The sequence below is a fragment of the Endozoicomonas arenosclerae genome (assembly GCF_001562015.1).
Lineage (GTDB): Bacteria > Pseudomonadota > Gammaproteobacteria > Pseudomonadales > Endozoicomonadaceae > Endozoicomonas_A > Endozoicomonas_A arenosclerae.
In genome coordinates this window covers 1-25226 of the sequence record NZ_LASA01000093.1, presented here as the reverse complement: position 1 = coordinate 25226, position 25226 = coordinate 1, and the positions used below count along the sequence as shown (strand labels likewise).

At 48.2% G+C, this 25226-nt stretch carries 26 protein-coding genes and 2 tRNA genes; 19 read left to right on the top strand and 9 right to left on the bottom strand.

Annotated features, from left to right (window positions below; translation table 11 throughout):
- The first annotated feature begins 642 nt into the window (after positions 1-642).
- Positions 643-849, top strand: a complete 207-nt coding sequence (gene cspE, locus WG89_RS15090) for a transcription antiterminator/RNA stability regulator CspE (RefSeq protein ID WP_062267567.1) — start codon at positions 643-645, stop codon at positions 847-849.
- Positions 850-1121: 272 nt separating this feature from the next.
- On the opposite strand, the gene WG89_RS15085 is transcribed toward cspE, so the two are convergent.
- A tRNA-Ser gene (locus WG89_RS15085) sits at positions 1122-1212 on the bottom strand.
- Between the two features lie 66 nt (positions 1213-1278).
- Positions 1279-1369 (bottom strand) — tRNA-Ser (locus WG89_RS15080).
- 238 nt (positions 1370-1607) lie between these two features.
- Here WG89_RS15080 and WG89_RS15075 point away from each other — a divergent pair.
- The 6 genes from WG89_RS15075 (at position 1608) to WG89_RS15050 (ending at position 5308) form a co-directional block, all read left to right on the top strand.
- Complete coding sequence (locus WG89_RS15075; protein ID WP_062267565.1) at positions 1608-2282, top strand: Bax inhibitor-1/YccA family protein; 675 nt, start codon at positions 1608-1610, stop codon at positions 2280-2282.
- A 140-nt stretch (positions 2283-2422) separates the two neighbouring features.
- A complete protein-coding gene (locus WG89_RS15070; protein WP_062267563.1) occupies positions 2423-3856 on the top strand; it encodes an NAD(P)-binding protein in 1434 nt (477 codons plus the stop codon).
- Positions 3857-3945: 89 nt separating this feature from the next.
- Positions 3946-4341, top strand: a complete 396-nt coding sequence (tusD, locus tag WG89_RS15065) for a sulfurtransferase complex subunit TusD (RefSeq protein ID WP_062267561.1) — start codon at positions 3946-3948, stop codon at positions 4339-4341.
- A 2-nt stretch (positions 4342-4343) separates the two neighbouring features.
- The gene (gene tusC, locus WG89_RS15060; protein ID WP_062267559.1) at positions 4344-4703 is read left to right on the top strand and encodes a sulfurtransferase complex subunit TusC; all 360 of its coding nucleotides are present in this window, start codon (positions 4344-4346) and stop codon (positions 4701-4703) included.
- The gene (gene tusB / locus WG89_RS15055) at positions 4703-4990 is read left to right on the top strand and encodes a sulfurtransferase complex subunit TusB (RefSeq protein ID WP_062267557.1); all 288 of its coding nucleotides are present in this window, start codon (positions 4703-4705) and stop codon (positions 4988-4990) included. The genes tusC and tusB overlap by 1 nt, the downstream gene beginning before the upstream one ends.
- Before the next feature lie 3 nt (positions 4991-4993).
- Positions 4994-5308 carry a TusE/DsrC/DsvC family sulfur relay protein gene (locus tag WG89_RS15050; protein WP_062267555.1) on the top strand — a complete coding sequence of 105 codons (315 nt, stop codon included), beginning with the start codon at positions 4994-4996 and terminating at the stop codon, positions 5306-5308.
- Here the strand turns inward: WG89_RS15050 and WG89_RS15045 are convergent.
- A complete protein-coding gene (locus tag WG89_RS15045; protein ID WP_062267554.1) occupies positions 5305-5844 on the bottom strand; it encodes a YaeQ family protein in 540 nt (179 codons plus the stop codon). The two genes, WG89_RS15050 and WG89_RS15045, sit on opposite strands and share 4 nt — an antisense overlap.
- Positions 5845-6023: 179 nt before the next feature.
- Here WG89_RS15045 and WG89_RS15040 point away from each other — a divergent pair, with 179 nt between their 5' ends.
- The 3 genes from WG89_RS15040 (at position 6024) to WG89_RS15030 (ending at position 11032) form a co-directional block, all read left to right on the top strand.
- The gene (locus WG89_RS15040; RefSeq protein ID WP_062267551.1) at positions 6024-6734 is read left to right on the top strand and encodes a TetR/AcrR family transcriptional regulator; all 711 of its coding nucleotides are present in this window, start codon (positions 6024-6026) and stop codon (positions 6732-6734) included.
- A 96-nt stretch (positions 6735-6830) separates the two neighbouring features.
- Positions 6831-7976, top strand: coding sequence for an efflux RND transporter periplasmic adaptor subunit (locus WG89_RS15035; protein ID WP_062267549.1), 1146 nt, complete (start codon positions 6831-6833; stop codon positions 7974-7976).
- Between the two features lie 2 nt (positions 7977-7978).
- Complete coding sequence (locus tag WG89_RS15030; protein ID WP_062267547.1) at positions 7979-11032, top strand: efflux RND transporter permease subunit; 3054 nt, start codon at positions 7979-7981, stop codon at positions 11030-11032.
- Between the two features lie 96 nt (positions 11033-11128).
- Here the strand turns inward: WG89_RS15030 and WG89_RS15025 are convergent, their stop codons facing one another.
- Together WG89_RS15025 and WG89_RS15020 are read right to left on the bottom strand one after the other, a co-directional pair.
- On the bottom strand, positions 11129-12868 hold the full coding sequence (locus WG89_RS15025) for a hypothetical protein (protein WP_153301615.1): 1740 nt from the start codon (positions 12866-12868) through the stop codon (positions 11129-11131).
- A 161-nt stretch (positions 12869-13029) separates the two neighbouring features.
- Positions 13030-13875, bottom strand: a complete 846-nt coding sequence (locus WG89_RS15020) for a hypothetical protein (protein WP_153301614.1) — start codon at positions 13873-13875, stop codon at positions 13030-13032.
- Between the two features lie 274 nt (positions 13876-14149).
- On the opposite strand from WG89_RS15020, the gene WG89_RS15015 reads away from it, so the two are divergent.
- Entirely contained in the window at positions 14150-14644 is a 495-nt protein-coding gene (locus WG89_RS15015) for a hypothetical protein (protein WP_153301613.1), read from the top strand.
- 162 nt (positions 14645-14806) lie between these two features.
- On the opposite strand, the gene WG89_RS15010 is transcribed toward WG89_RS15015, so the two are convergent.
- Together WG89_RS15010 and WG89_RS15005 are read right to left on the bottom strand one after the other, a co-directional pair.
- Positions 14807-15076, bottom strand: coding sequence for an RNA recognition motif domain-containing protein (locus tag WG89_RS15010; RefSeq protein WP_062267574.1), 270 nt, complete (start codon positions 15074-15076; stop codon positions 14807-14809).
- A 540-nt stretch (positions 15077-15616) separates the two neighbouring features.
- A complete protein-coding gene (locus WG89_RS15005) occupies positions 15617-15859 on the bottom strand; it encodes a YecH family metal-binding protein (RefSeq protein WP_062267538.1) in 243 nt (80 codons plus the stop codon).
- Positions 15860-16004: 145 nt separating this feature from the next.
- On the opposite strand from WG89_RS15005, the gene WG89_RS15000 reads away from it, so the two are divergent.
- Positions 16005-17186, top strand: a complete 1182-nt coding sequence (locus WG89_RS15000; RefSeq protein WP_062267536.1) for an ADP-ribosylglycohydrolase family protein — start codon at positions 16005-16007, stop codon at positions 17184-17186.
- On the opposite strand, the gene WG89_RS14995 is transcribed toward WG89_RS15000, so the two are convergent.
- Positions 17179-17826 carry a potassium channel family protein gene (locus WG89_RS14995; protein WP_172806826.1) on the bottom strand — a complete coding sequence of 216 codons (648 nt, stop codon included), beginning with the start codon at positions 17824-17826 and terminating at the stop codon, positions 17179-17181. The two genes, WG89_RS15000 and WG89_RS14995, sit on opposite strands and share 8 nt — an antisense overlap.
- A 4-nt stretch (positions 17827-17830) precedes the next feature.
- Between WG89_RS14995 and WG89_RS14990 the strand changes: the two genes are divergently transcribed.
- The 4 genes from WG89_RS14990 (at position 17831) to WG89_RS14975 (ending at position 23388) form a co-directional block, all read left to right on the top strand.
- Complete coding sequence (locus WG89_RS14990; protein WP_062267533.1) at positions 17831-18826, top strand: C45 family autoproteolytic acyltransferase/hydrolase; 996 nt, start codon at positions 17831-17833, stop codon at positions 18824-18826.
- 78 nt (positions 18827-18904) lie between these two features.
- Positions 18905-21331 carry a DNA translocase FtsK gene (locus WG89_RS14985; RefSeq protein WP_079253856.1) on the top strand — a complete coding sequence of 809 codons (2427 nt, stop codon included), beginning with the start codon at positions 18905-18907 and terminating at the stop codon, positions 21329-21331.
- Between the two features lie 6 nt (positions 21332-21337).
- Positions 21338-22051, top strand: a complete 714-nt coding sequence (gene lolA / locus WG89_RS14980) for an outer membrane lipoprotein periplasmic chaperone LolA (protein ID WP_062267531.1) — start codon at positions 21338-21340, stop codon at positions 22049-22051.
- Between the two features lie 62 nt (positions 22052-22113).
- Entirely contained in the window at positions 22114-23388 is a 1275-nt protein-coding gene (locus WG89_RS14975) for a replication-associated recombination protein A (protein ID WP_062267570.1), read from the top strand.
- A 2-nt stretch (positions 23389-23390) separates the two neighbouring features.
- On the opposite strand, the gene WG89_RS14970 is transcribed toward WG89_RS14975, so the two are convergent.
- Positions 23391-24098 carry a class I SAM-dependent methyltransferase gene (locus tag WG89_RS14970; RefSeq protein WP_172806825.1) on the bottom strand — a complete coding sequence of 236 codons (708 nt, stop codon included), beginning with the start codon at positions 24096-24098 and terminating at the stop codon, positions 23391-23393.
- A gap of 237 nt (positions 24099-24335) precedes the next feature.
- Here WG89_RS14970 and crcB point away from each other — a divergent pair, with 237 nt between their 5' ends.
- The 3 genes from crcB to WG89_RS32940 form a co-directional block, all read left to right on the top strand.
- Positions 24336-24722, top strand: a complete 387-nt coding sequence (gene crcB / locus WG89_RS14965; RefSeq protein ID WP_062267526.1) for a fluoride efflux transporter CrcB — start codon at positions 24336-24338, stop codon at positions 24720-24722.
- Between the two features lie 169 nt (positions 24723-24891).
- Complete coding sequence (locus tag WG89_RS32725) at positions 24892-25014, top strand: hypothetical protein (protein WP_281177702.1); 123 nt, start codon at positions 24892-24894, stop codon at positions 25012-25014.
- 51 nt (positions 25015-25065) lie between these two features.
- Positions 25066-25226: transposase (locus tag WG89_RS32940; protein WP_172806691.1), on the top strand; the 161-nt coding region annotated here is incomplete at its 3' end.

Below are 25226 nucleotides of genomic sequence, written 5' to 3'. Positions count from 1 at the left end.
CTTGCGTATAACTTGAGGCGGATGTTCAGCCTGAAACAAGTGAATGAAGAGCAGTGGTTGGAACTGGTCTTGTTGGCGACTTATCTGTGGCACTATTGGGCTGATCTGAGGCCAAGAGTGAGAAAAATCATAAGGACAAGTTGAAAATGTAATGCGCCGGAGAGGGTTTTATAAGTTCTCTCCGGAATAGTCAGAGTCTGAAATTACTTGAACTGCGTTTATGGGTTCAAGTCCGACAGGCTGCTAGGGACTTTTTGCAACTCAAAACAGGTGTCAGTATGAGTGGGCAGTCCGGAGTCTCTGGCTGGCAGGTGTCTGAGGCATTGAAAGCCTTAGAGCAGTAGGGGATATGGGTATTGATGACAGCTCTGTGATGATCATTTTTGCTTTGATATGCGTAAAAATGGATGTTCTGAATATTAGGAGTTGTGTTAATTACTGTAAATCGATATAAAATACCCATTCTCTCTGAGAAAAGCTTGTGTATAATAGCGGCACGTTAAAAGTGCGTTTCATTGTTTATGTATAGATTCAAACGTTCCGAGTGTAGTAGCTCTTTCGTTCTTCATAACGGGTAACAAAACTTCTAGCTTTACCGCCTATAACAGGCAAAACTTTTGTTAAAAATATTAGGATACGATTATGTCTACTACTACCGGTACTGTTAAGTGGTTCAACGAAGAGAAAGGTTTTGGTTTCATCGCTCAGGAAAACGGTCCTGACGTGTTTGCCCACTTCCGTCAGATCGTTGGTGATGGCTTCAAGACTCTGGCTGAAGGCCAGCGTGTTGAGTTTACTGTTACTCAGGGCCAGAAAGGTCCTCAGGCAGAAAACATCCGTCCTCTGTAAGGACTGAGCTGCAGTTAATGTAGCTTGATCGTTTCACTTTATGTGGAACAAAAAGGCAATATCTTCGGATGTTGCCTTTTTTTATGTCCGGAAGTGCTGGGGGTGTGTTTAATTAGGCTGAATGTGTGATTGAGATATCTGCTTTATGGGGGAAAAGATATTTGGCGTATTGAGAGGTGATTTACAGTTTGGTTTTTGAGGTTGGAGGGTGAGAATAATAAGAGTTAGAGCTTGCAGGCGAGGCTTTAAAAGGGAGTAATATAGAGAAGAAATGGCGGAGGGACAGGGATTCGAACCCTGGGTAGGCTATTAACCTACGCTGGTTTTCAAGACCAGTGCTTTCAACCGCTCAGCCATCCCTCCGCAGGGAATAACACCACAATAACTGTGGGGTTACTGAGACTCAATATGGAATATACCATTGAAAAATGGCGGAGGGACAGGGATTCGAACCCTGGGTGGGCTATTAACCCACGCTGGTTTTCAAGACCAGTGCTTTCAACCGCTCAGCCATCCCTCCGCGACAACGGGGATGAATATTACCTGAAAACGATCATCTGTCAAACCCTTGAAAACAAAAGGATATATCTCGACCCGTAATTTTTCTGTCAGACTAATACTGAATAAGAGACCGTTGTTACGTTTTAGTAACAACCATTCTGGTATTATCGGGATCTTGTAAAAAGAGGTTCTGGATATAGCCGGTGTCTTCAGCTCTGGTATACTCCCTATATAAGCCCAAATGCGAGGAATAAAAGATGGAACGTAAATCCGCCGCCGTAGCGTCAAGGTCGACACAGGTCGGCTCCGGCATTGAAATCAACAGTGTACTGCGCAACACCTATATGTTGCTGGGCATGACCCTGCTGTTCAGCGCCATGACTGCTGGTGTTGCCATGGTTCTGGAAATCAGCCGTATTACAGCTATGGTGCTGAGCCTGGTGGGCTTCGGTCTGATTTTCGTAGTCAACAAAACCGCTGATTCAGCCAAAGGGCTGGTAGCTGTTTTTGCCTTTACCGGTGTGCTGGGTGCAGCTCTGGGCCCAATGCTTAATTACTATCTGGCTCTGGCCAATGGCCCATCTCTGGTTATGCAGGCTCTGGGTGGTACTGCAGTCGTGTTCTTTGCACTTTCTGCCTATGCCCTGATCTCCCGTAAGGATTTCTCCTTTATGGGTGGTTTCCTGATGGTTGGCCTGATTGTGGCCGTGATTGCCAGCATTGCGCTGATCTTCTTCCAGATCCCGGCTGCGTCCATGGCTCTGTCTGCGGGTATCGTATTACTGATGTCAGGTTTTATCCTGTTTGATACCAGCCGTATCATCCATGGTGGTGAGACCAACTATATTCGCGCTACCGTATCTCTGTACCTGAATATCTACAACCTGTTTGTTTCATTGCTTTCCCTGCTGGGCATTATGTCTGACGACTGATCATCAGCAAACACGAAAAATACCCCGCAGCCTATGGCTCCGGGGTATTTTTTTACCTGCTGAAAACTCAAAATGATAAGTGGTTATTAATTTCAGAACTAAACTGAAGGGCTCTCTTTCTACGCCGTAGGAGTCCTCAGATGTTTAATGGCTTTTCTGGTCTTCTGAATTTCATGCTGGCTTTTGGCTGTATCCTTTGCTCCATGAGTTATGGAGAGGAGATCCCCAGGGATGTCTGTATCATTGGAGGCGGTGCTTCTGGGATGTACGCAGCACTGAAAATGGCGGATAAACATTACTCAGTGGCTGTTCTGGAGAAAACCGGTCGATTAGGCGGGCATGCCCAGACATACCGTCCAGATGATGGAGCTTTTGTTTATGATCTGGGAGTCAGGATTTTTCCTGATAGTGAGCGCATTAAAGAGGTGTTTGATCGTTTTGGGCAAAAGTTGAAGCGTGCATCCATCGTTGATTTGAAAAGACGGTACGTTGACTTTGAAACCGGTCTTTTATCAGACTATGAAGAGCCTGGTTATTGGTCCACGATGATGTCTCTTTTGTACTACTGGTATTACTCGGGGTACACATTCTCTTTCATGCTGAAATCAGGGACTCATCTGCCAGACCCTGTGCCAGAAGATTTATTACTGAATCTTGGGGATTTTCTAAGGAAAAAGAAGATAGATATTGGCTTTACGCCTTTGATTCATTATCTGCAAGGTTATGGCGCAATTGAAAGTGTTCCCATGCTGTATGTTTTAAAGAACATAACTCATCGTGTGGCTTCCTCCATTCTATGGAATAACTTTCAGACGCCAGTGGAAGGCGTCGATGCGATTTACCCGGCCATGTCAAAGGAAATAGCCAAGCTCACTGGGCAGCAGTCGGTTTTCGTAAATACTCAGGTTCAAACGGTAAAAAGAGTTCCCGATGAGCCCGTGCTGGTAGAGACGGTTCATAATGATCAACCGCAGAGCTATAGCTGTAAGTATTTGTTTGTTTCGGCACCTCCGCTGCTGGAAACGTTCGAAGGTGTACTTGACCTTAATGAGCAGGAGAGGTTGCTTCTGAGTAAATTCAAAGCCAGAGGTTACTGGACAGCGGTTGTAAAGGCTAAAGGTCTCAAGGGTGATGAAGGTGTTTTCAATGTTAATACCAAGAACATGATAAAGGCTGCTAAATTCCCGGGAATTTATGCTGTGCTACCCATGCCTTTGGCGGATCATTATAATGTGTTATTTGGTGCTGACGACTTATCGCTTTCCGATGAAGACGTAAGGCAGCGCATAAAGGCCGACATTGAACATTTGAAGTTTGGGGGTTCCCCGGTCAAGTTCATAGACTTTATAGAGTTTCATAATCACTCTCCCTTCGGCCCCTATGTAGAAGTAGATGACATTCGCAGTGGTTTTTACCGGGATTTCAATGCCCTTCAGGGTAAACGTTCTACATACTACATAGGGACTGCTGTATCAGGGCCCAGTACACCGGATTGCTGGGATCATACCGGTGACCTCATAAACGAGTATTTTCCTGATGATAATCCTGTATCCAGAAAGTCTGAAGAGCTCTGAGAAAGAAGAACCTGTTATGAAAAGTGTTGTTGGCTAAAGCGATTGAGTAGGATGTACTTAATGAGAATTTTCCAGATCGGAGTCTACGAATGAAATATGCACTGGCTGTCTATGGTGCTGCCGGTACGGGTGGGCAGTCCTCACAGACAGCACTTTCATTTGCCCGGGCCTTGCTGGCTTCTGGTCATGAAATAATTCGCGTCTTTTTTTATCAAGACGGCGTGCACAATGCTTCCGGTCTGATCTCACCTCCCCAGGATGAACAGAATCTTCCGGAGCAGTGGCAAAATCTGGTCAAAGAACACAATATTGATGCGGTTGTCTGTATAGCAGCTGCCCTTAGGAGGGGAGTAGTGAATGCAGAGGAGGCCCAGAGATATGAGTTGCCCGGCAGTAATCTTAGAGAAGGTTATGAACTTTCTGGTCTGGGGCAGTTGCTTGAGGCAACGGTTGAAGCGGATCGTTTTGTGACGTTTGGAGATTAAGCATGAGTCAATCCATTTGTATTATTTCGACTCAGGCTCCCTATCGAGGGCAGTTTGCCAAAGAAGCACTGGATGCCGCGCTGGTCTCTGCCTCCTATGAGATTCCTACCAGTCTGTTACTGATGGGTGATGGGGTTTACCAGGTTCTTGAAGGGCAGTCTCCGGATCAGCTGGGCAGGAAAAATATCGCTTCAATGTTTCAGTCTCTAGAACTCTATGGCATTGAAACCGTCTATATCGATGGCGAATCGCTGGGTGAGCGCGGTATTGCCCCTGAGCAGCTGCTGCCTCTGTATACCCTGCTGGAAGGGGATGCTGTGGCATCTTTTCTGGCTCAACAGGACAAGGTATTGAGTTTCTGATGGCTACTCTTCATACAGTCAATAAAACCGGTCAACCTCTGGAGCTCTGTCTGAGAGCATTGAATGCAGGTGACAGCGTGCTTCTACTGGAAGAGGGCGTTTACGCACTTTATGAAGCCGGGGACGTATTGTCAGAACTGCTCAGGCATGTGGCGGTTCATGTACTTGATGCAGATGTTCTGGCTCGAGGCATGACAAACAGGGATAACCTGGACATTGATATGATTGATTATCAAGGTTTTGTCGAATTAACTGAGACCAACGATAAAGTGGTGAGCTGGTTTTAGGGCATGAAGGATTTGAAACTCGATAAAGACGGTTACCTGGTCAATCTCAGCGACTGGAGTCCTGAAGTGGCTCACCAGTTGGCGGCTGAAGATGATCTTGTTCTGAGGGATGATCATTGGGAGGTGTTGAATCTGCTGAGGGAGTATTATCAGAAGTTTGAGCATGCTCCCAGCCAGAGACCCTTTGTTAAATACGTGGCCAACCAGCTGGGCAAAGATAAGGGAAACAGTATCTATCTCATGAAACTGTTTCCCGGGAGTCCGGCAAAACTCGCGGCTCGTATTGCAGGCTTGCCCAGACCCACTAATTGCTTCTAATCTTTTCTCTTTTCCAGGGTGATATCCAGGCTGTGTCGCTCATCACTGATCATGATGTGGCCGTCCTGGATACTGGCGCTGATCTGCATGTTTCGTGCAGCCAGTTCTGCCAGAGCCTTGCTTGAGTCTTCTGGTAGATTCAGAACTTTCAGGTTCTGAAAGCGATCCAGTTTGCCTGACATCTGTTCCCACCAGCTGTTCGATGTCCTGCCTCCGTAATTTATCAGTACAACCGATTGTGCCCGGCCGCAAGCTTTGCGGATTCTTTTCTCATCGGGTTGACCCAGGTCGATCCAGAGTTCTATTTCATCGCTGTAATTCTTAAGCCAGAGATCGGGTTCGTCGTCAGTGCTTAAGCCTTTGGTGAAAGAGAGCTGCTCATCGGCAAACAGGGTGAAGGCCAAGACCCTGATCATCATCCTCTCGTCGTTTTCTGAGGGGTGACGGGCAATGGTCAGTGAGTGATTCTGATAATAGTGCCGATCCATGTCTGCTATCTGCAGCTCGGTTTTGAAAATGGTTGCCTTGAGAGCCATCGTCTCATCCAGTCTTTAATAGAATTGAGCGAGACACTACAGATTCGAAACCCTCTCAGCAACTGCTATTGCCAGCTCCTTCAATAAGAAGTCTACGTAGATTCAACCGGAAAAATAGCTTGTATCAGTTGTAGAAAAACGAATAATATTCGCATCTATTTCCAAGTGCTTGTATTGATATGTCCAGACAGCAGAAACGCATACAGAGAGAGTCTGAGATCGTTGCTGCCACGCTACTCCTGCTGGAAGAGAAAAGTTTTCTCGACCTGCGAATGTCCGATGTAGCCCAGGCCGCAGAATGTTCCATGGGGGCCATTTATTCTCACTTCTCCAGTAAGGAAGACCTGCTTCTGGGGTGTGCCTATTTTCTAACCCGACAAAAAATCCAGGTGCTTCATCGTATACTTGATGCAGATCTGGTTTCGCTCGAGAAGATGGTTATGATCTCGCTCTGTATGTGGCAGATCAATCAGGATCGGCCCGAGCATTTCGCCCTCAGTCAGTTAGCGATGAACCCCAGTGTCTGGCAGCGAGCTTCTTCAAACCGAAGTAACGCCATGAATGAACTGGGTGATTACATCGATAGCCAGCTGAAAACCCTGGTGCGTCAGGCCCTTTCGGAAAATGGTTTTGAGAAGGTTTCTGACCAGTCGGTGGCTGAACTCATGATGGGTTTGTGGGGATTATCCAGCGGTCTGTATCAAATCAAGGAGTCAGGTTTTGGTGTCTTCAATGCGGATTTTCGAGAAGACGACGGAGTTGATCTACACTTGGCGAACATTCAACGTTATCTGGCAGGCTGGAATCTAGATTCTGCAGTCTCCAGAGCCCGCCTTAGTCAGCTGGCTGAAGCAGTGAGCAATTATACAACGCTCGAAGCAGGCGCCTAAAACACATCGAATCCCCGGTTGCCGGGGATTTTTTAGAATATTTTGCGAATATTATTCGGTAATTCGGGCATACCCGGCCTGAGAGGGAGAAGATTTATGAAGTCGCCGTTCAGTCTACAGACAGACAGGGCTTTGAAAAGAATAAAGGTCCGGGGCCAGTCCCGGTTATTGCTGGGGTCTGTGATCGCTGTTGCTATGGTGCTATCAGGGTGTTCACAACCTCAGGAAGAAAAAAAAGAAGTCGTGCGTCCTGTAAAACTGTTTCAGGTTGAAGATTCCAATGCCGGTAACTTAAGACAGTTTCCTGCCAAGGTCTATGCCAGTGAAGAGGCTGAGATCTCTTTCCGTATTCCGGGTGAGTTGGTTAAGTTCCCGGTCAAGCAGGCAGAAGAAGTAAAAAAAGGGCAACTGCTGGCAAAACTGGATGACCGTGATATTCGCAATGAGCTGGCTGCCCGTCAGGCCGACTTTGATCTGGCAGAAGCAGAAAACAATCGGATCAAATCACTGCGTGCCAAAAAAGTGGTCTCTCAGTCTGAGCTGGATAATTCCAATGCCAAACTGAGATCCGCCGATGCAGCCCTTAAACTGGCCAGGGACAAATTGAGATACACCGTCCTGCAAGCACCCTTTGATGGTCGTGTAGCTCAGACACTGGTTGAAAACTATCAGTTTGTTCAGGCCCAGCAGGCCATTCTGATTCTTCAGGGCAGCAACACCCTGGATGTTCAGATTCAGGTGCCCGAGAGCATTGTCTCTAATGTTCGTGAAGACGATGTGGATTATGACTACCAGCCAGTAGTCACCTTTGCTGGAAGGCCTTCCATGGAATACAAGGTCAGCTACAAGGAGCATTCCACAAAAGTGACTCCGGGCACTCAGTCCTATCAGGTGGTATTTACTTTGCCTATTCCTGAAGACCTGACTGTGTATCCCGGTATGGGCGCTACCCTGACTCTGGATCTGTCCAAAGTGTCACCCAGAGAAAACAGTGGGCAGCATTTTGTAGTACCACTGTCTGCAGTTCTGAAAGATGACAGTACAGGAAAAGAACAGGTCTGGATCTTTGATGAACAGGACAAGACGGTAAAGCCTGTTGAGGTGACCATTGGCTCAATCCTGCAGTCAGGTGTTGAGGTGACGTCGGGCCTTGAGGAAGGTCAGCGCATAGTGTCTGCAGGAGTTAATCGCCTGCGTCCAGGTATGAAGGTCAAGCCACTGCAGCGTGAGCGGGGGCTGTGAGCATGAATATTGCGGAGTATTCAATACGCAACAAAGTCATCAGCTGGATGTTTGTCGTTCTGCTGCTGATTGGCGGTACGATTTCTTTTTTTGGTCTTGGGCAACTGGAGTTCCCGGAGTTTCCCATCCCTCAGGCTATGGTCAATACTGTATATCCCGGAGCTTCTCCCCAGCAGGTTGAAGAAGAAGTCACACTGCCGCTGGAACGGGCGATTCAAGAACTGGAATACGTCAAAAATATTGATTCATTATCCAGTGCCGGTGTTTCCCAGATCATGGTAGAGCTCAAAGATGAGTTTACCGCTGAAGATCAGCCGCAAATCTGGGATGAGCTGCGTCGTAAAGTTAACGATGCACAGTCGTCTATGCCGCCGGGTGTTTTGCCTTCTATCGTCAATGATGATTTCAGTGATGTCTTTGGCATCATGCTGAATATCAGTGGCAGCGACTTCAATTACCGTGAACTGGAAAACTATGGTGACTTTCTGCGCAGGGAGCTGTCCCTGGTGGATGGGGTCAAGAAAGTCAGTCTTGCCGGCACCGTTGATGAACAGGTGGTTATTGAGATTTCCCAGTCCAAAGTGGCGGCTCTGGGTGTTGATCCAGCCTGGATTTATGGCCTGATTCAGAACCAGAATGTGGTCTCTAATGCGGGCGATATGTTTATTGATGGCTTTTCTGTAAGGATTCATCCTACCGGTGAGTTTAAGGATATCAGTGAGCTGAAACAGCTGGTTATCAGTACGCCCGGTACCAGCGAGCTGATCTATCTCGGTGATATTGCCGATATTCATAGCACTTTTGACGACACCCCGATGAACCTTTATCGCAGCAATGGCGAAAAGGCTATTTCACTCGGGATTTCCTTTGCCAAAGGCGTCAATGTGGTTGATGTCGGTGAAGCGGTGAATGCCCGACTGGCCGAGTTGGAATCCAGTCGTCCGGTGGGTATCGATTTCAACGTTGTCTATGATCAGCCCGAAGTTGTGCGAGCTTCTGTCAATGGCTTTCTGATCAGTCTGGCGGAAGCCATTGCGATCGTGATTGTAGTGCTGCTGTTTGCTATGGGTCTGCGTTCCGGCCTGCTTATGGGAGGTATTCTGCTGCTGACCATCCTGGGTACTTTCATCGGTATGAATGTTCTGGGTGTCGAGTTGCAATTGATCTCTCTCGGCGCCTTGATCATTGCGCTGGGCATGCTCGTGGATAATGCCATCGTTGTCACGGAAGGGGTTCTGGTAGGTTTACAACGAGGCCTCTCCAGAATGGAGGCCATCAAGCAAGTCGTCATTCAGAATCAATGGCCACTGTTGGGTGCAACAGTCATTGCGATTATTGCGTTTGCACCGATAGGTCTGTCTCCGGATTCAACCGGTGACTTTATGGTGTCCCTGTTTCAGGTACTCCTGCTGTCGCTGATGATCAGTTGGGTGCTGGCTATTACCCTGACGCCTTTCTTCTGTTACCTGATGTTCAAGGAACCCACAGAAGCTATGGTAGGTTCAGAGGCTGATCCTTATAAAGGCGCACTGTTCTCCTTCTACCGAGCTTTTTTGAGTAAAGCGCTTAAGCATAGAGTCCTTTCTCTGGTGCTGACAGTGGCTGCTCTGGTACTGGCCATTGTTGGCTTTGGCCATGTCAAACAGGCTTTCTTCCCACCTTCCAATACTCCAATCTTTTTTGTAGATGTATGGATGCAGGAAGGGACTGACATCCGTGAAACTGAGAAAACGATCAAGCATCTTGAACAGGATGCCATGGCTTATGAGGGCGTTAAGAATGTCACTTCGGTGATGGGAATGGGTGCCCAGCGTTTTATTCTGACTTATGCGCCTGAGAAAAGTTACAGCAGTTATGGACAGCTGATTATTGAAGTGGATGAAAGGGATCGTATCAAAGAGCTTTTAGGTCCAATGGAAGCGGCCATGAATGCCAAATACCCTGGCATTGAGTTCAAGTTCAAGCTGCTTCAGAACGGCCCTTCACCCGCTGCCAATATAGAAGCCAGATTCTATGGATCCGATCCTGCAGTGCTCAGGGAGTTAGGTGCCAAGGCTTCAGCCATTATGGAAGAGGAACCTTCTGCAGTTGACGTCCGACAATCCTGGCGAGAACAGGTCACCATTGCCCGACCACAAATCGATGAAGCTGCTGCACGCAGAAGTGGTATTTCCAAGCAGGCACTGGACGATGCATTACTGGTGAACTTCACCGGTAAACAGGTCGGTGTTTACAGAGATGGCAGTCATTTGTTGCCCATCATGGCGAGAGCGCCTGAAGAAGAGCGTTTGAATGCAAATACTCTGACTGAGCTTCAGGTCTGGAGTCAGGAGCGCAATGCCTTTGTACCGGTAGCACAAGTGGTGAGCCGTTTTGAATCGGAAACTGAAAATCCGTTGATTGTTCGTCGTAATCTGAAGCGTGTGCTGACAGTGATGGCTGATGCTCAACCGTTTACCGATGAAACGCCGGAGTCCGTTCGCCTGAAACTGAAAGAGAAAATCGAATCCATGCCACTGCCTGATGGCTACAGTCTGGAGTGGGGTGGTGAACATGAGATGTCCAGTGAGGCGCAGGGTAATGTCTTCAAGTCCCTGCCCATGGGTTATCTGATCATGTTTATCATCACGGTATTCCTGTTCAGTACTATCCGTCAGCCACTGGCTATCTGGTTTACTGTTCCTCTGGGTGTTATTGGTGTTTCAGCCGGACTACTGGCTCTGAACATGCCGTTTACTTTTACGGCGCTGTTGGGACTGTTGAGTCTTTCCGGAATGCTGATCAAGAATGGTATTGTGCTGGTTGAGCAGATCAATATTGAGGAAGAGAAAACCGGCAATCTTGCCAAATCGATTGTTGATGCCTCTGTCAGTAGAGTGCGTCCGGTCTGCATGGCTGCACTGACTACCATGCTGGGTATGATTCCTCTGGTGTTTGATGCTTTCTTCAGCTCAATGGCGGTGACCATCATCTTTGGTCTTGGCTTTGCGACGGTTCTGACCTTGATTGTATTGCCTGTGACTTACTCTCTCCTCTATAAAGTCAGTTTCGATTAAGAAATAAACTGCTGACCTTCTAAAGAAAGAGCCGTGACTTTTATAAGCACGGCTCTTTTTCTTATGGCTGCCTTGAAGTGAGAATAAAATAAATTCTTATCGTCCGGACAGTGAACGGTAATGTTTAAGTAGCTTCTGACTCCATAGACCTTCTACAGGCAGAATCTCTTCTTTGATCAGCTGTGCAATGATTTGCCGGTCGCTGATACCGAATGGAGCCAGGCGATTGATGCGCTCAGCTATAGCTAACTCATCACCTGCCAGAGCCAGTTCGATAAGAGCATCATGTTCCATAATGGGGTAATTGAGTTCGCTCTCCATTGGAGATGGTAGAGAGAACCTTTCCAGTCCGGGGGTAGTTAACGGTATGGAGAGCTTCAGCTCTTTTGGAAGTGAGACTTTAGATTTTCGGGCTCTCCTCACTCTTTTCCGTTTTTGAACGACCTGAATCTCTTCCTCCTCAGAATCTGAATCCAGATGGCCTTTCAATTTGGCCCTGGCTGCATCGGACTGCATGCTGGGGAGGAGCATAAGTTTTTCAATCTGCTTATCAGCCTGATTACCGGTGTGCTTGATTCGTTTAGCGCTTTCAACATAGCTTGTGTACCAATCCGGTGCTTCGAGAGTAATCTCTTGACCCATCAGATGCTGTTCAATCATATGTGAGTGCCAGTCCTGGCTGCTGGGTATCAGTCCGGGAACAGTAACTTTATTTCGGAGCTTACCGGCAATGTCTCTGTTAAGCAGATGTTTTTGATATCTGTAATACTCAATGAAGGCTGTTAGAGCCTCCTGATTACCTTCGTCCGCCATGGCCAGAATTTTTTGCCCGGGCCTGGAGTTATGGGCGTCCGCTCTGGACATCTGTTCGATCAGATCTGAGACAGATGTTCCCAGCATATTTTCAATGTGAAACTGAGTCCAGGGACCACCAAAAGGGTTGGCAATGGGGTTAGACTTCCGATTTAAGGCCCCTGTGATATTCCCCATTTTGTTATTTCTAAGGCGAAGTAACCTGACTAGCCAGTAGGTTGCATTTCGGCCTTCTTTTGATTTCTGATCAGCCAAGCTTTTGAGCCTGACAACATAGGAGTCAAAGACTGTTCCCAAGGCATAGAGCTCAGGCACCGTCCCTTTAAAAAACCAGCACTCTACCTCATCGGCACCAATGGCGGGTTTACCTCCTTTTTTCAGTAATTGGCTGATACGCCCAGCCAGCTTGGAAAAGTTAAAGTCCGGATTTTTGTGCATCAGAACCACGGCATAAATTTTCATGGCTGAGTGTTCGCCAGCACGGACGCGGTCCCAGATCGACCTTTTTTGATCGTCTACTTCTTCTTCACTTGGCTCATAGCCGGGTAAACCTTTGCCCAGCATGACAAGGCAGGATTTTTTCTCATCCGTTTGTTCGCAAAGCTGATCAAGGCAATAAGTGTTGAAGTGATCACGATCCTCAAACAAAGGATCATTGAAATCCACTCCATCGTCCCAGGGTATTTTCTCTGCTTTGGCCTCATATTCTCTAACCAGAGTTGGGGCTGGTCGTACTGTTTGGGAGGCTCTTCGCAAGCATGCGTTTTGGCTTTCGTCGTCGGTCGTCATTTCATCGTCTGACGACATGAAGATTTTTTCCGGGGGAACACCTGCAATAGCGAGGGGCGATAATAGCTCACAGTCTCGACTCATGGGCTGGTGCAACTGATTCAGTAGCTGCCAGCGTGTTCTCTGTTCTGGTGTGAGATTAACAGTGGCTATGGAAGATAACTCAGTGGATGATCTGGGTAAAGGGCTGCCCTCGACGCTGATCTGTCGCTGTGTTGGTGTTACTGAGGTCACTCTGCTTCCGCGGGACTGGCTGCCGGGAAGGAAGTGGAATACCACTGTGAGGATCACCAATGCCCTGCATTCTATACCTCCATGTACATTGGACTGCGGGACTCAATAGAGGTTAGATAGCAGGGAAAGTGATAAGTTCCCTGCTATCTGGGGCAAGATTTTTACTTCTGGGTAATGGCTGACTCATGGATGCTCTTGTCATTCCTGAGAGCATGGTAATAAAGGCTGTCAAACACCTCGGGGTAATCAACGCCGGCAAACTCCAGAATCTCGGCCAGTTGTCGTGCAGTGTAACCCTGGCCCAGTAAAGCGCTGAGGCTCTCTTCAAAGTCTTCCCGTGAAGTCAGGAAGGCCCGGTAGTAAGGACGGCTGGAAACGTCAATCAATCCCTGGGCGTAAGAGGGGATCAGTTTCAGCATGGCATTTTTGAGTAGATTAGGATCAATCATGGTGCTGGACTCAACCCGGGTCAGTGATTCTGCCTGATGACAGGACCGACGTTTGGCCGGATCGCTGGATGGCTGAGGCGTCATTTTTTTACAGGCTCGAATCTGTTGTTCCAGCTTTGGCATGATTTCAGTGGATTCCAGGAAAGGGGTGATCTGTCCTGACAAACTTTTCTGACTCCACTCGGACAGTTTGTCCTGCATGCCTTCTTTAATGCTGACCAGCGTTTCGGGCCCTATTCCCTCACGGCCCAGTCTCATCATCCAGTCAGAGAGCAATGCATCGTTAATTTTTTCTACTGTGTTGCCCGGTTCTGCCAGCATCTCTTTCAGATAGGAAAGGTAGAGGCTTCTCAATTGAAAACGATACCCTTCCGTCACCATTCCGCTTGGGCTGCTGAGGTAGGCGTCAGCCATCATGCCATAACGAACGGCTGCAGAAACCAGAGGCATGGGAGATTCGTCGGTGATCTCCGGCTGAATGCTTTCGGTCGGTTTCTGGTTAGCGAACAGGGTGGTTGAAAATGTCAGAAGCAGGGGCAGCACATATTTTTTATTCATCAGGTTATCCAGTGATCCATTGGGGAGGCAAGTTAGATTTGTATCGGCAGAAATGGTCATGGATGAGGTTTTGAAAGGCGTGATTCTGGTTTTCTGATATTCGGTTTCTGTAAGGGAACGCTGAATTTTAAAAGTGAATATAAAGTTAATTTTTAAGGTGAACAGTGAACATACAGCCGTGTTGTTGGTCTACGCTATACCTGAGTTTTTAGAGTGTTCAGACGGGATTATGTTTATAAACAGTAGAAACCAAATTGCAGGAGCCTTTCTCCTGATGCTGACTCTTTTACAGACAGGTTGTGCAGGAAGAGATGCTCATCCGATAGCTGTACGACAGTACGGGGATATCAATCGCTCCTGTGCAGCGCTTGAAGGCGAGATGATGTTCATCGAGGGGGAAATCAGCAGGCTGATGCCCAAGACGGATAAAACCGGTAAGAATGTCGCTTTAGGTGTGGCGGGGGTTTTCTTCTTAGTACCTTGGTTCTTTATGGATCTGAGTCAGGCTGAACAGATTGAAATTGATGCCTATCGTCAACGATACAACTACCTGTTAGGTTTGGCTCAGGATAAAAACTGTGCGGGCCAGTCCAGAGTGCCTATTCCTGATTTCCGTGATCCCAGTGCCTTCCAGCAACAGATGCAGCTTCAGCAGCAACAACAAATGCAAATGCAGCAGCAAATGAATCAGCAGGAACTGCAAAAGATGCAGATGGATCAGATGAAACTTCAGCAGGAAATGATGAAGAAAAATCTGGAGAAAAAATAACTCCGGGTATCGTTGTCAGCAGGGATGCTGAAAAGTACTTGCCTGAATTTAAAGGTCAGGCTGCCCTGGGTTGCTTATTAACCCATCTGAAGGTAACTGATTTTTAAATCAGATAAAGAATCAGTAGCTTATGTAAACTCAGGGATTGTATTTGGGTGGCTGTTAATTGCGGCGTTTGCCTCCAGTGCGTTCAGTTGCAAAGTTAACGCGCAGGGCTCTGCCATTCATTTCTTTACCGTCCATGGTTAATGCTGAATTTGCATCATCACTTTCTGCAAAGGTGATGAATGCAAAGCCTCGGGAGCGGCCCGTATCCCTGTCAGTAATGACGCGAATCTCGTCAATTTCGCCAAATTGCTCAAAGGCTTCCTGCAGGTCGCTTTCGTTGCTGTTGAAAGGAAGGTTACCTACAAACAGTTTATTCTGTTGCATGGTAAAAAGGTCTCCAAATATCTCAAGGCTGACTGTTGACCTGATGGCATCGCCGTTCATGGCTACAGGTATCGGACAGCGTCATTATTTAAATTCAGGCTTATCACGCACAGGGCTATCGATCAGGAAACATTGCAATCATACGGATGATTAAAAAGCTGTTTCTACGATTCTCAGAAGTAAGACTTGAATCCCCGGGTAACGGATTACCTTGAAACACTCTTTTTCTCATAGCTGATGAAAGACTGTTTCAATAGCGCATGGCTTTTTGAATGGGCCCATGGCTGTTTAGGAATCACTTCCTGAATATTCTGGTTTTATAAATTGAACAGTCACTGAATCAAATCGTTAACATCAACCATTAAAGCAACTGACCAATTCGTTTATGACTTGTAAGCCAAGTCATGCCTCCAGATTATAACCTCATGCCTTTATGTCAAGCATGAAGTGGAAGTCATAGCCGCTTTTATTATTGAGATATATGGGTATTGACCAGACTCTTTGCAGAGTCTGGTTATGGGAAGGGAAGATTGATTTGACTCAGTGTCCCTTGCAAGAACATCCGGAAGCGGTGATACCTTCCTGATTTTCAACCAGTTTTCCTTTCTTCAAAAACAGCTCAACCAGGGATTCAGCTGTCAGGTTCTGCTGGGAGCAAGTGTGAAAGGCCGCTTCAGTGCCAAAGTTTTCAGCCATCTGTTCCAGAAGCGTTTCTTTTGCCAGAGGTTGTGGCAGAGTTTCCATCAGGTTCAGTAACTTGCGACCGTGTACAGAAGTTGTCATGGGTGATCCTTGAATTCGAGCGTAACACTTAAGATCGAAAGATACTCTTTGCTGAGTATTTTGACATAGGGGCTTACCCTGAAAATTGTGAGGTTTGAGTTATCTTCTATGCTTGCTGCAGTTTACGATAATGAGAGTGTTGAGCATGTTCCAAGCTGCAAGAGTCAAAAGCCTACTGATTGTTTTGCTGGCATTGGGGCTGATTGCCTGTCATGCCCCTTCTGCCAAAAGCCCTTCAGATAGCGGGAGCACTTCCATGAGTTCATACAAACCGGTCAAACACTTCCCCGCAGATATTTCCAGGGAAAAGCGGGTAATGGGGGCCATCATGGGTTACCTGGCGGGCGATGCCATGGGACTGGGCATTCACTGGTATTACAACCTTGATGAGTTGCATAAAGACTATGGTCCCTGGGTAGACAGTTACCAGAATCCGACCCCTGATGGCAGTCACAGCTTTGCCCAGATCAGCCGCTTCCGTCATGAGCAGGGGGTCAGGGCAGGTGATGTTTCCCAGACCGGGCAGATTTTCACCCTGTTGTTAGAATCTGTTGCAGCACAGGGTCGGTATGATGAAAATGATTTTCACCGTCGGCTTGATGAGTTCTTCAAAACCCTCAATGGTGAATCGTATTCGGGACGTTACACCGAGTCCATTATCAAAAGCCTCTGGGCCAGCCGTCAAAAAGGAGTAGCCTGGAATGATCCAGCCATGGCCACCGCTTCAGATACTTCAGATGGAGCACAGCTGGCTATCATATTGGCGTTGATATATGAAGACGCTGAAACACTGGCGATTGAAGCAGATCGGCTCATGAAGCCCCTCTTCAAAAATGACTTCATTCGCCAGAATCAGGTGGTGTACGCCATGACGCTGCAGGCTCTTATTAAAGGGATTCAGTTGCCTGAAATGAGGGATCACCTGATAGGTCTGTTGCAGAATCCGGTCATCAAACCCCTTATTGGCGGTTACGACAACACATTCACGGTCAGTAATGGTTCCATTGCCTGGCACCCCGATAAAGTCAGAGTTGAGCCACCGCTCTATATCAGCCATGTCTATGGCACAGATTGCCAGCTGACACATTTGTTGCCAGCAGCCTACTACCTGATTCACCGTTTCCCCAACGATTTTGAAATGGGTATGCTCTCAGCAGCGAATGGCGGCGGAAATAATATGGCCAGGGCTGCACTGACCGGTGCTCTGTTAGGCGCTATGACCGGTGTTTCGGCTATCCCACCCCGGTTTATCAAGAATCTTGAAAACTCAGAGCTTTATTTGAGGCTTGGCCGACAGGTTGCCAGTCATCCAGTGCCTGTCAGATAGCGGGACGAACAAACCTTGAAATCATAATGGTAGGGCTCAGAACTCCAATGGCCGCTTCAATCACGACCAGACTTTTGGCGATTGAGGCGACCGGTGTAATGTCGCCATAACCCAGTGTGGTCAAGTTGATAAAGCTGAAATAGATGAAATCGGGCCAGTCGTAAGCGCCATGACTGGGAAAGTCAAAAGCCCCGGGAAGAATCAGATTCAGCAGGGTGTAGATAAACCCGAAAGTGATCCCGGTTAAAAAGTAAAAGTTGATCGCGGCGAGCAGTTTTTCATCCAGAGTCTCATCTGAAAACAGATGCCCCATTAACAACACCATCAAAGCCATCTGAAACAGTATGACCAGTAATAGGCTGGCGGTATCGGCCCAGCCTGGAGTGTGCCCCAGACTGATCAGGATGCGAATGCCCAGCAGAGTAAAGCCTGTTGCTTGAAGCCAACGACGCACTTTCATTCTCTTCTCAGTGAGCCTTGCCAGAACCGTCATCAATGAGGCAATAATGAGAAGTGAGAAAATTTGACCGCCTATTGTGTTATCTTCCACGGAAACCGGCACAAGAACGGATACCAGCAGCGTCAACAGAAGCCCACTGAGCAGTTGGTTGTTACTGAATCGGGACATTTCGGGACTCATATCGATGAAAAAACTGGTGCTAAGTGGATCAGCTAAAAACCGGGGGCACATCCATGGCGAAGGGATGCGCAACGAAATCAGCGAAGTGCTGGATTATTACCGGTCACGTTTTTTAAAGAACAGGGAGAGACTGGAGTCTCATGTTGATCTGCTGATGCAGAAAGTCCTGTCATTCAGACCCCATTATAAAGAGGAAATGGATGCCATTGCAGCTGCTGCAGGCGTTGAACCTTTCTGGATCTATTGCATTAATGCTCGCAGCGAGTTGATGTCTTCACCGGTTGAGTGTTCTTCCGTGGCCTTTCCAAAGCAGGGACTGGTGGGCCAGAACTGGGACTGGGCGCAAGCCCTGGAAGGCAACCTGGCTCTTGCAGAAATTGAACTGGAGAATGGTCATCGATTCCTGACCATGACCGAGCCGGGTATGCTGGCCAAGATCGGAATGAACTCTGCCGGTCTGGGCGTTTGCCTGAATATTCTGCCGGCCAGCCAGAAGCTGACCGGTTTGCCTGTGCATATTCTCTTGAGAGCCTTGCTGGAGTCCCAGACTCTTCAGGAAGCCCGTTCCCTGATTGAAGAGCATGGGGCAGGGAAGGCCAGCCACGTCATGGTGGCTGATGAGCATGAAACACTGGCGGTAGAACTGGCACCTGATCAGCCCTGGTTCCAATCTACTGATCAGGCCGTATACCTACATACCAATCACTATCTTCAGCCCGGTCAGGCACAGCCGACTGCATCAAAACCCTGTACTGAGACACGCCTCAAAAGACTTCAGGATGCACTACTGTATAATCCTGAACTGAACCTCAAGACTATGAGGCAACTGCTTGATAACAATGAGAAACCCTTTCCTGTCCTGAGACCCTACAGCTATCATGAGCTGACCGGGAACGGGGGCACACTGGTGACCCTGATGATGGATCTGGGTAAACGACAAATGTTGTTGAGAGAGGGCTTTGATTCAGAGCTTGATTTTGACAGCTACGACCTTGCATAGCATCTGCTGCAAGGGGCATGGTATCTTGAAAAAGTGTATCTTGAATGAATAGTCGACTGGAGATTGAACGGGAGTCGAATGTCGGAAACGATCATCAAAAAGCGCAAACGAGCTGCAAAAGAGAAACCGGCACCTAAAGCTATTACCGGTATTCGTGGTTCAGATTCTGTAGAAGGCATTACAGAGGCCACGGCACTGGCTCTGAGATTGAGAGAAGCGGGCATGCTTTTCCTGCTGGTGCTGGCTGCTTTCACGGCATTGGCACTTTTTTCATACAGTCCAACCGACCCGGGTTGGAGTTACATTGGTTTTGAAGGTGAAGTGGCCAACAGTACCGGCAAAGCGGGTGCCTGGTTCAGTGATGTACTGTTTTCACTGTTTGGTGTCTTTGCCTGGTGGATTCCAGTCATTCTGGTGATTAAGACGGTGCTGGTCTTCCAGCATCGTTACGCTAACTGGAACTGGCAGCCTGGGTGGTTTGTCGTTCGTTCTCTTGGTTTGCTGCTGGCACTGGCAACCGGCGCAGCTCTGGCAGCCATTCACATTGAAGGTGTAGGCCGCACACTGCCTGCACAAAGCGGCGGTATTCTCGGTCGGTTGATCATGGAACAATCACTGCCTGCATTCAATACTGTTGGCAGTACGTTGATTTTGCTGGCTATTTTCCTCATTGGCTTCACGCTTTATACCCATCTTTCCTGGTTCAGGGTTTTAGATGCCAGTGGGCGGCTGTTAAAGGTTTCAGTGGCCAGATTGGGTAAGGGATTCATCGGTTTACTGGAAACGATTCAGACAAAAATAGCCCACTGGAAAGAGCAGAGAGAGTTGGATCGAGAATCTTTCGAGGCTGCGCGAATAGTACCAGAGCCTGAGCCGGAACCGATCCGAGAGAAACCGTCAGAGCGTCAGGAACCTGTGGTTGTTTTGCCTGCACCTGAGCCTGCCGTCAAACCCAAAAAGCTGACCAAAATTGCTGCGGCCCAGAAAGAAACTGCTGTTGATGTGCTACCGGAAGGAGAACTCCCCGGCGTGGGTCTGCTGGATAAGATCAAGGATCATGGCAACGGTATTAATCCGGAGGATCTGGAAGTAGTCTCCCGTTTGCTGGAAGCCAAACTGGCGGACTTTGGTGTGAAGGCTGTAGTGGTAGCCGTGCATCCGGGCCCGGTGATCACCCGTTATGAAATTCAACCTGCTCCCGGTGTGAAAGCCAGCAAGATATCCAATCTCGCCCGAGACCTTGCTCGCTCCCTGGCGGTAGTGAGTGTCCGGGTGGTTGAGGTTATTCCCGGAAAGTCTGTGATGGGTATAGAGATCCCCAATGATGACCGGGAAACGGTATTCTTTGCAGAGCTGATTGCTTCCCGAGCGTATGAAGAAGCCCGCTCTCCTCTGAGTCTTGCTCTTGGTCATGATATTGCCGGTCAGCCTGTGGTGGTGGATCTGGCAAAAATGCCCCACTTGCTGGTGGCCGGTACCACAGGTTCCGGTAAGTCAGTGGGAGTGAATGCCATGTTGCTCTCCATGCTGTTCAAGTCCGGTCCTGATGAAGTTCGCCTGATCATGATTGATCCGAAGATGCTGGAACTGTCCATCTATGACGGAATCCCTCATCTACTTTCACCGGTTGTCACTGACATGAAAGAAGCGGCCAATGCCCTGCGTTGGTGCGTTGCTGAAATGGAGCGTCGCTATAAGCTGATGGCGGCTTTGGGTGTTCGAAACATTGCCGGATACAACAAGAAGGTTAAAGAAGCGGCTGCAGCGGGTGAGCCGTTGCGTGATCCATTCTATGAAGCTCTGACTCTCGGTGATCTTGCACCTGAGCTTGAAACTTTGCCGTTCATTGTCGTGGTGGTGGATGAATTTGCTGACATGATGATGATTGTCGGTAAAAAGGTGGAAGAGCTGATTGCCCGCATTGCCCAGAAAGCCAGAGCGGCCGGTATTCATTTGATTCTGGCGACACAGCGACCTTCGGTGGATGTTATCACCGGTCTGATCAAGGCCAACGTCCCGACCCGAATCAGCTTCCAGGTATCCAGTAAAATCGATTCACGGACCATCATTGATCAGGGCGGCGCTGAACAGCTGCTGGGTCATGGTGATATGCTTTACCTGCCGCCGGGTACCAGTGTTCCCATTCGTGTTCATGGTGCGTTTGTCAGCGATGATGAAGTGCACCGGGTGGTGGGAGATTGGAAGAAGCGTGGCGAGCCTGATTATGTTGAAGAAGTGCTTAATGGTGTTGAAGGGGCATCTGATGGCAGTGCTTTCAGCGGCGGGCTGGATGAGGATTCCGAAAAAGATGCCCTGTATGATGAGGCCGTCGCGTTTGTGACCGAAAGTCGAAGGGCTTCAATTTCGTCAGTGCAGCGTAAATTAAAGATCGGTTACAACCGGGCTGCGCGTATGATAGAAGCTATGGAAGCAGCCGGTGTGGTAAGCCCGGCAGGTCATAATGGTAATCGTGAGGTGATCGCACCACCTCCCGTGAAGGATTGAAGTTGAGTGTTTAAGAAAATTTCCCAAGTGGCTGTAATGGCTGCGGCTTTCAGTGTCTCCTCACAGCTGATGGCGGCTCCTACGGATCAGCCTGCACCGGCCAAGGTGACTGAGCAACCGGTTAAGAGTGTTGATGTCAGCAAAGGCATTAATGATGAAAAAGCCTCGCAGGCTTTGGCTGAAAAGCTGGAATCCCTGAAAAGCCTGACGGCCCATTTTCAGCAGGATGCTATTTCTTCCGATGGTCGTACTCAAACTGAGTCCGGTGAGATGCAGATGAAACGTCCTGATCTGTTCCGTTGGGTGACCAGTGAGCCTTATGAGCAGGAAATTGTGGCCCACGGCAGCAAGGTCTGGATGGTGGATCGTGATCTGCAGCAGGTGATCATCCAGAAACAGGATGCCCGCATGGCCAATACGCCTGCACAGTTGCTGACCGGCAATGCCCGTGAGCTGTTGAAGCAGTACAACGTTTCTGTGTACAGCAAGGATAGGAATGAGAAATACACCCTGACGCCTAAAGCGGAATCGGATCTGTTCGAGAAGCTGGATATAGATTTTCGTCAGGGTAGGTTGACCTCCATCGAACTGAGCGACTCACTGGGTGGCAAGCGCCGAATTCTGTTCTCAGAGGTGAAAGAAAACGGGCAGGTGAATGATGATCTGTTTGATGTGAAACCTCCCAAAGGCTTTGACGTGATTGATGAGACCCGGGGTTAACTTTGTATTCTGCAGGTCTGTTTGACGACGAGTCATCCCGCTATGAGCCTCTTGCTGCTCGCATGAGGCCCCGCAATCTGGATGAGTACCTGGGGCAGGAACATATTCTTGCCCGAGGCAAGCCTCTGCGTGAAGCCCTGGAGCAGGGTGCCATTCATTCAATGATTTTCTGGGGACCTCCGGGCGTTGGGAAAACAACTCTGGCCCGTTTGGTAGCCGGCGTTTGTGATGCTCACTTCGAAACATTGTCTGCGGTGCTTGCCGGCGTTAAGGACATTCGAGCTGCAGTCGCAAGGGCTCGGGATGAGCAAATGACCCGCCAGCGCAAAACCATTCTGTTTGTGGATGAGGTTCACCGCTTTAACAAGTCCCAGCAGGATGCCTTTCTGCCTCATATTGAAGACGGCACAATTACGTTTATTGGCGCGACCACAGAAAATCCTTCCTTTGAGCTGAATAACGCGTTGCTCTCCCGGGCTCGGGTTTATGTGTTAAAACCTCTGACTGACGATGCTCTCAGAGAAGTTCTTCATCAGGCTTTATCTGACGAGCGTGGTTTCAAGGATACGGATATTACGCTTGAGCCAGAAGCTGAAGATATTCTGGTTCGATACGGCGATGGCGATGCTCGCAGGGTGCTTAATATTCTTGAAGTGGCAGCAGACCTGAGTGAAGAGGGTCTGGTTAAAGCTGCAACGGTAACTGAAATTCTGGCTGACAGTGGTCGTCGCTTTGATAAGGGCGGCGATGCTTTTTATGACCAGATCTCAGCCTTTCACAAATCGGTAAGGGGTTCCGATCCTAATGCGGCACTTTACTGGGCAGCCAGAATGGTGGATGGCGGTGCGGATCCGCTTTATATCATTCGCAGGCTGGTGGCTATTTCCAGTGAGGATATTGGCAACGCAGACCCAAGGGCTTTGGAAATCACCATGAATGCCTGGCAGGCATTTGAGCGGTTGGGGAATCCGGAAGGTTTGCTGGCTCTGGCTCATGCCACTGTCTATTGTGCCTGTGCACCGAAAAGCAATGCGGTTTATTTAGCCTGGAAAGCGGCCATGGCCGACGTGAAAGGTAATCCTTCCTTTGAAGTTCCAAACCATCTCAGAAATGCTCCCACCAAACTTATGGGGTCTTTGGGCTATGGCGCTGAGTATCGTTATGCTCACGATGAGCCCAACGCTTATGCTGCCGGCGAGTGCTACTTTCCGGAAAACATGGAGCCCAGACACTATTACCAGCCCAACGATCGTGGGCTGGAAATCAAGATTCGTGAAAAGCTTGAACGTTTATCCGGGTGGGATCAGCAAAGCCCACTGCGCAGGCGCGAGCAGTAAGCTTATTGGGCTTGAAACACTAAAAGACCTGCAGGGTAGTCGGGCAGACCTTCCAGTAAGTGGTGCTCCATAAGGTGCCACTGGCTCTGTTTCCCAATGTGTTCAAATTGTTCGATGCTCTCTGGAAAGTCAAACTGATTGACATGATCCAGAACGAAGTTGAGCCACTCTTTATTAAGGTCAGGAAGGCTTTTGAAATAGCGGTTTACGCTTTTGAGGTATTGTTCCCTGTTCAGGTCTTTGGGCAAAATGGCATCAATCATTAAAAACAGGCAGCCGGGTTCGGCTTTCGTTCTCATTTCTGAAAACAATGCCTGTTTTTCCTCAAGTGAACCATGGTGAATGGCATAACTGCTAAACATCAGATTGTAGTAACCTTCAACCGGCAGAGGGGCGAAGATGTTGCTCTGCTTGAAGAGTGTTTTAACACCAGGCCTTGTCATATTCTCTTCAGCCATCTTTAAAACAGAGTCTACAAGATCGACTGCAGTATAGGATGAGAGGGGTAGTTCCCGGGTCATTTCAGCTGTCACTGAAGCGTCGCCACAGCCCAGATCCAGCAGGCGTACTTTTTTATTGGTGAAATAATCTCGGAGTTTTCCGGCCGCCAGCTGCATCAGCTGTTGATGACCCATAATATTATTGTCGACCATCCAGCGGTAGCAATGCCATTGGTCATTAAAAATATCGACTTCTGAACGATGTTTCATGGGTTTTAGGAATATATTGTGATAGTGGGAAGGGATACCATAAACTGCCTCCATTGAAGCAGTCAGGGGCAAACTGTCCAGTATTCAATTAAGCATTGCAGTATTTCCTACTGCTAATACCCAATAGCACATGGTATCTTGGCGATTATCTAACCACTTCGACTGCAACTATTCAATCAAGTTTTCAGAAGTCTGTCTTAATTTTGATGGCAGAGCTCGAAAAAAACAGGAATCGAGATGCAAGCTACACACTGGATTGCCGTCGCCGCTGGCGGCGCATTGGGAGCCGTACTCAGGGCCTTTATCTATGAACTGTTTGTTCTGACCCGTAATCCTCACCTGCATCACTATCCTACTTTAACCGTCAATGTTGTGGGTTCTATCATCATGGGGGTTTGCTGGTATTTGCTGGTGGAAAAAGCCATGTTGCCTCCCGCCTGGAAAATATTTGTTATGACCGGTTTCCTGGGGGCTCTCACTACCTTTTCCACTTTCTCTCTGGATTTGATGCGATTACTTCAGTCCGATCAGCTTCTGACAGCGCTTGCCTATGGTGTTGGCAGTGTGTTGGTATGTCTCCTGGGCACCTGGTTAGGCTATCAGGGAATACGCATGGTGGTTTAAGTCATTCGAAAAATTTTACATAAATTCGTAAATTCGTTGGCATCCACAGAGCATCGTTTTCATTACATGATTGCCAGATCTTCTTTCTTGAAGTGTTGCTTGTCCCTTTATGATTTTGCCCGGATGAACTAGCTTTATTCTTAATGATCGTCTATTCAAGGAACGAAAGATGGCTTCATGGGCAGAACGAGTGGATGCTTACCACCAGACCTACCAATCTGCGAGACTGCAGCAGGTTTCCAAACCTTCCGCTTTTTTCAAGGCTCTTAATGGATTCTGGGGAGCTGGTTGAGGACGAGTTATTTGACTATGAATAGAAGACGTTTTCTTGTACAAAAGTGTCATGAAACTTTATGACCTCCTCGACAACGCCAAGTGCTTTGAACAGATACGCCAGATTCGCTGGCCTGACGGGGTGAAATGCCCACACTGTGCCAGCTCAGACATAACCCGCCAAGGCAAGGACGATTCACAGCCTGACAGACAGAGATATTCTTGTAAAGA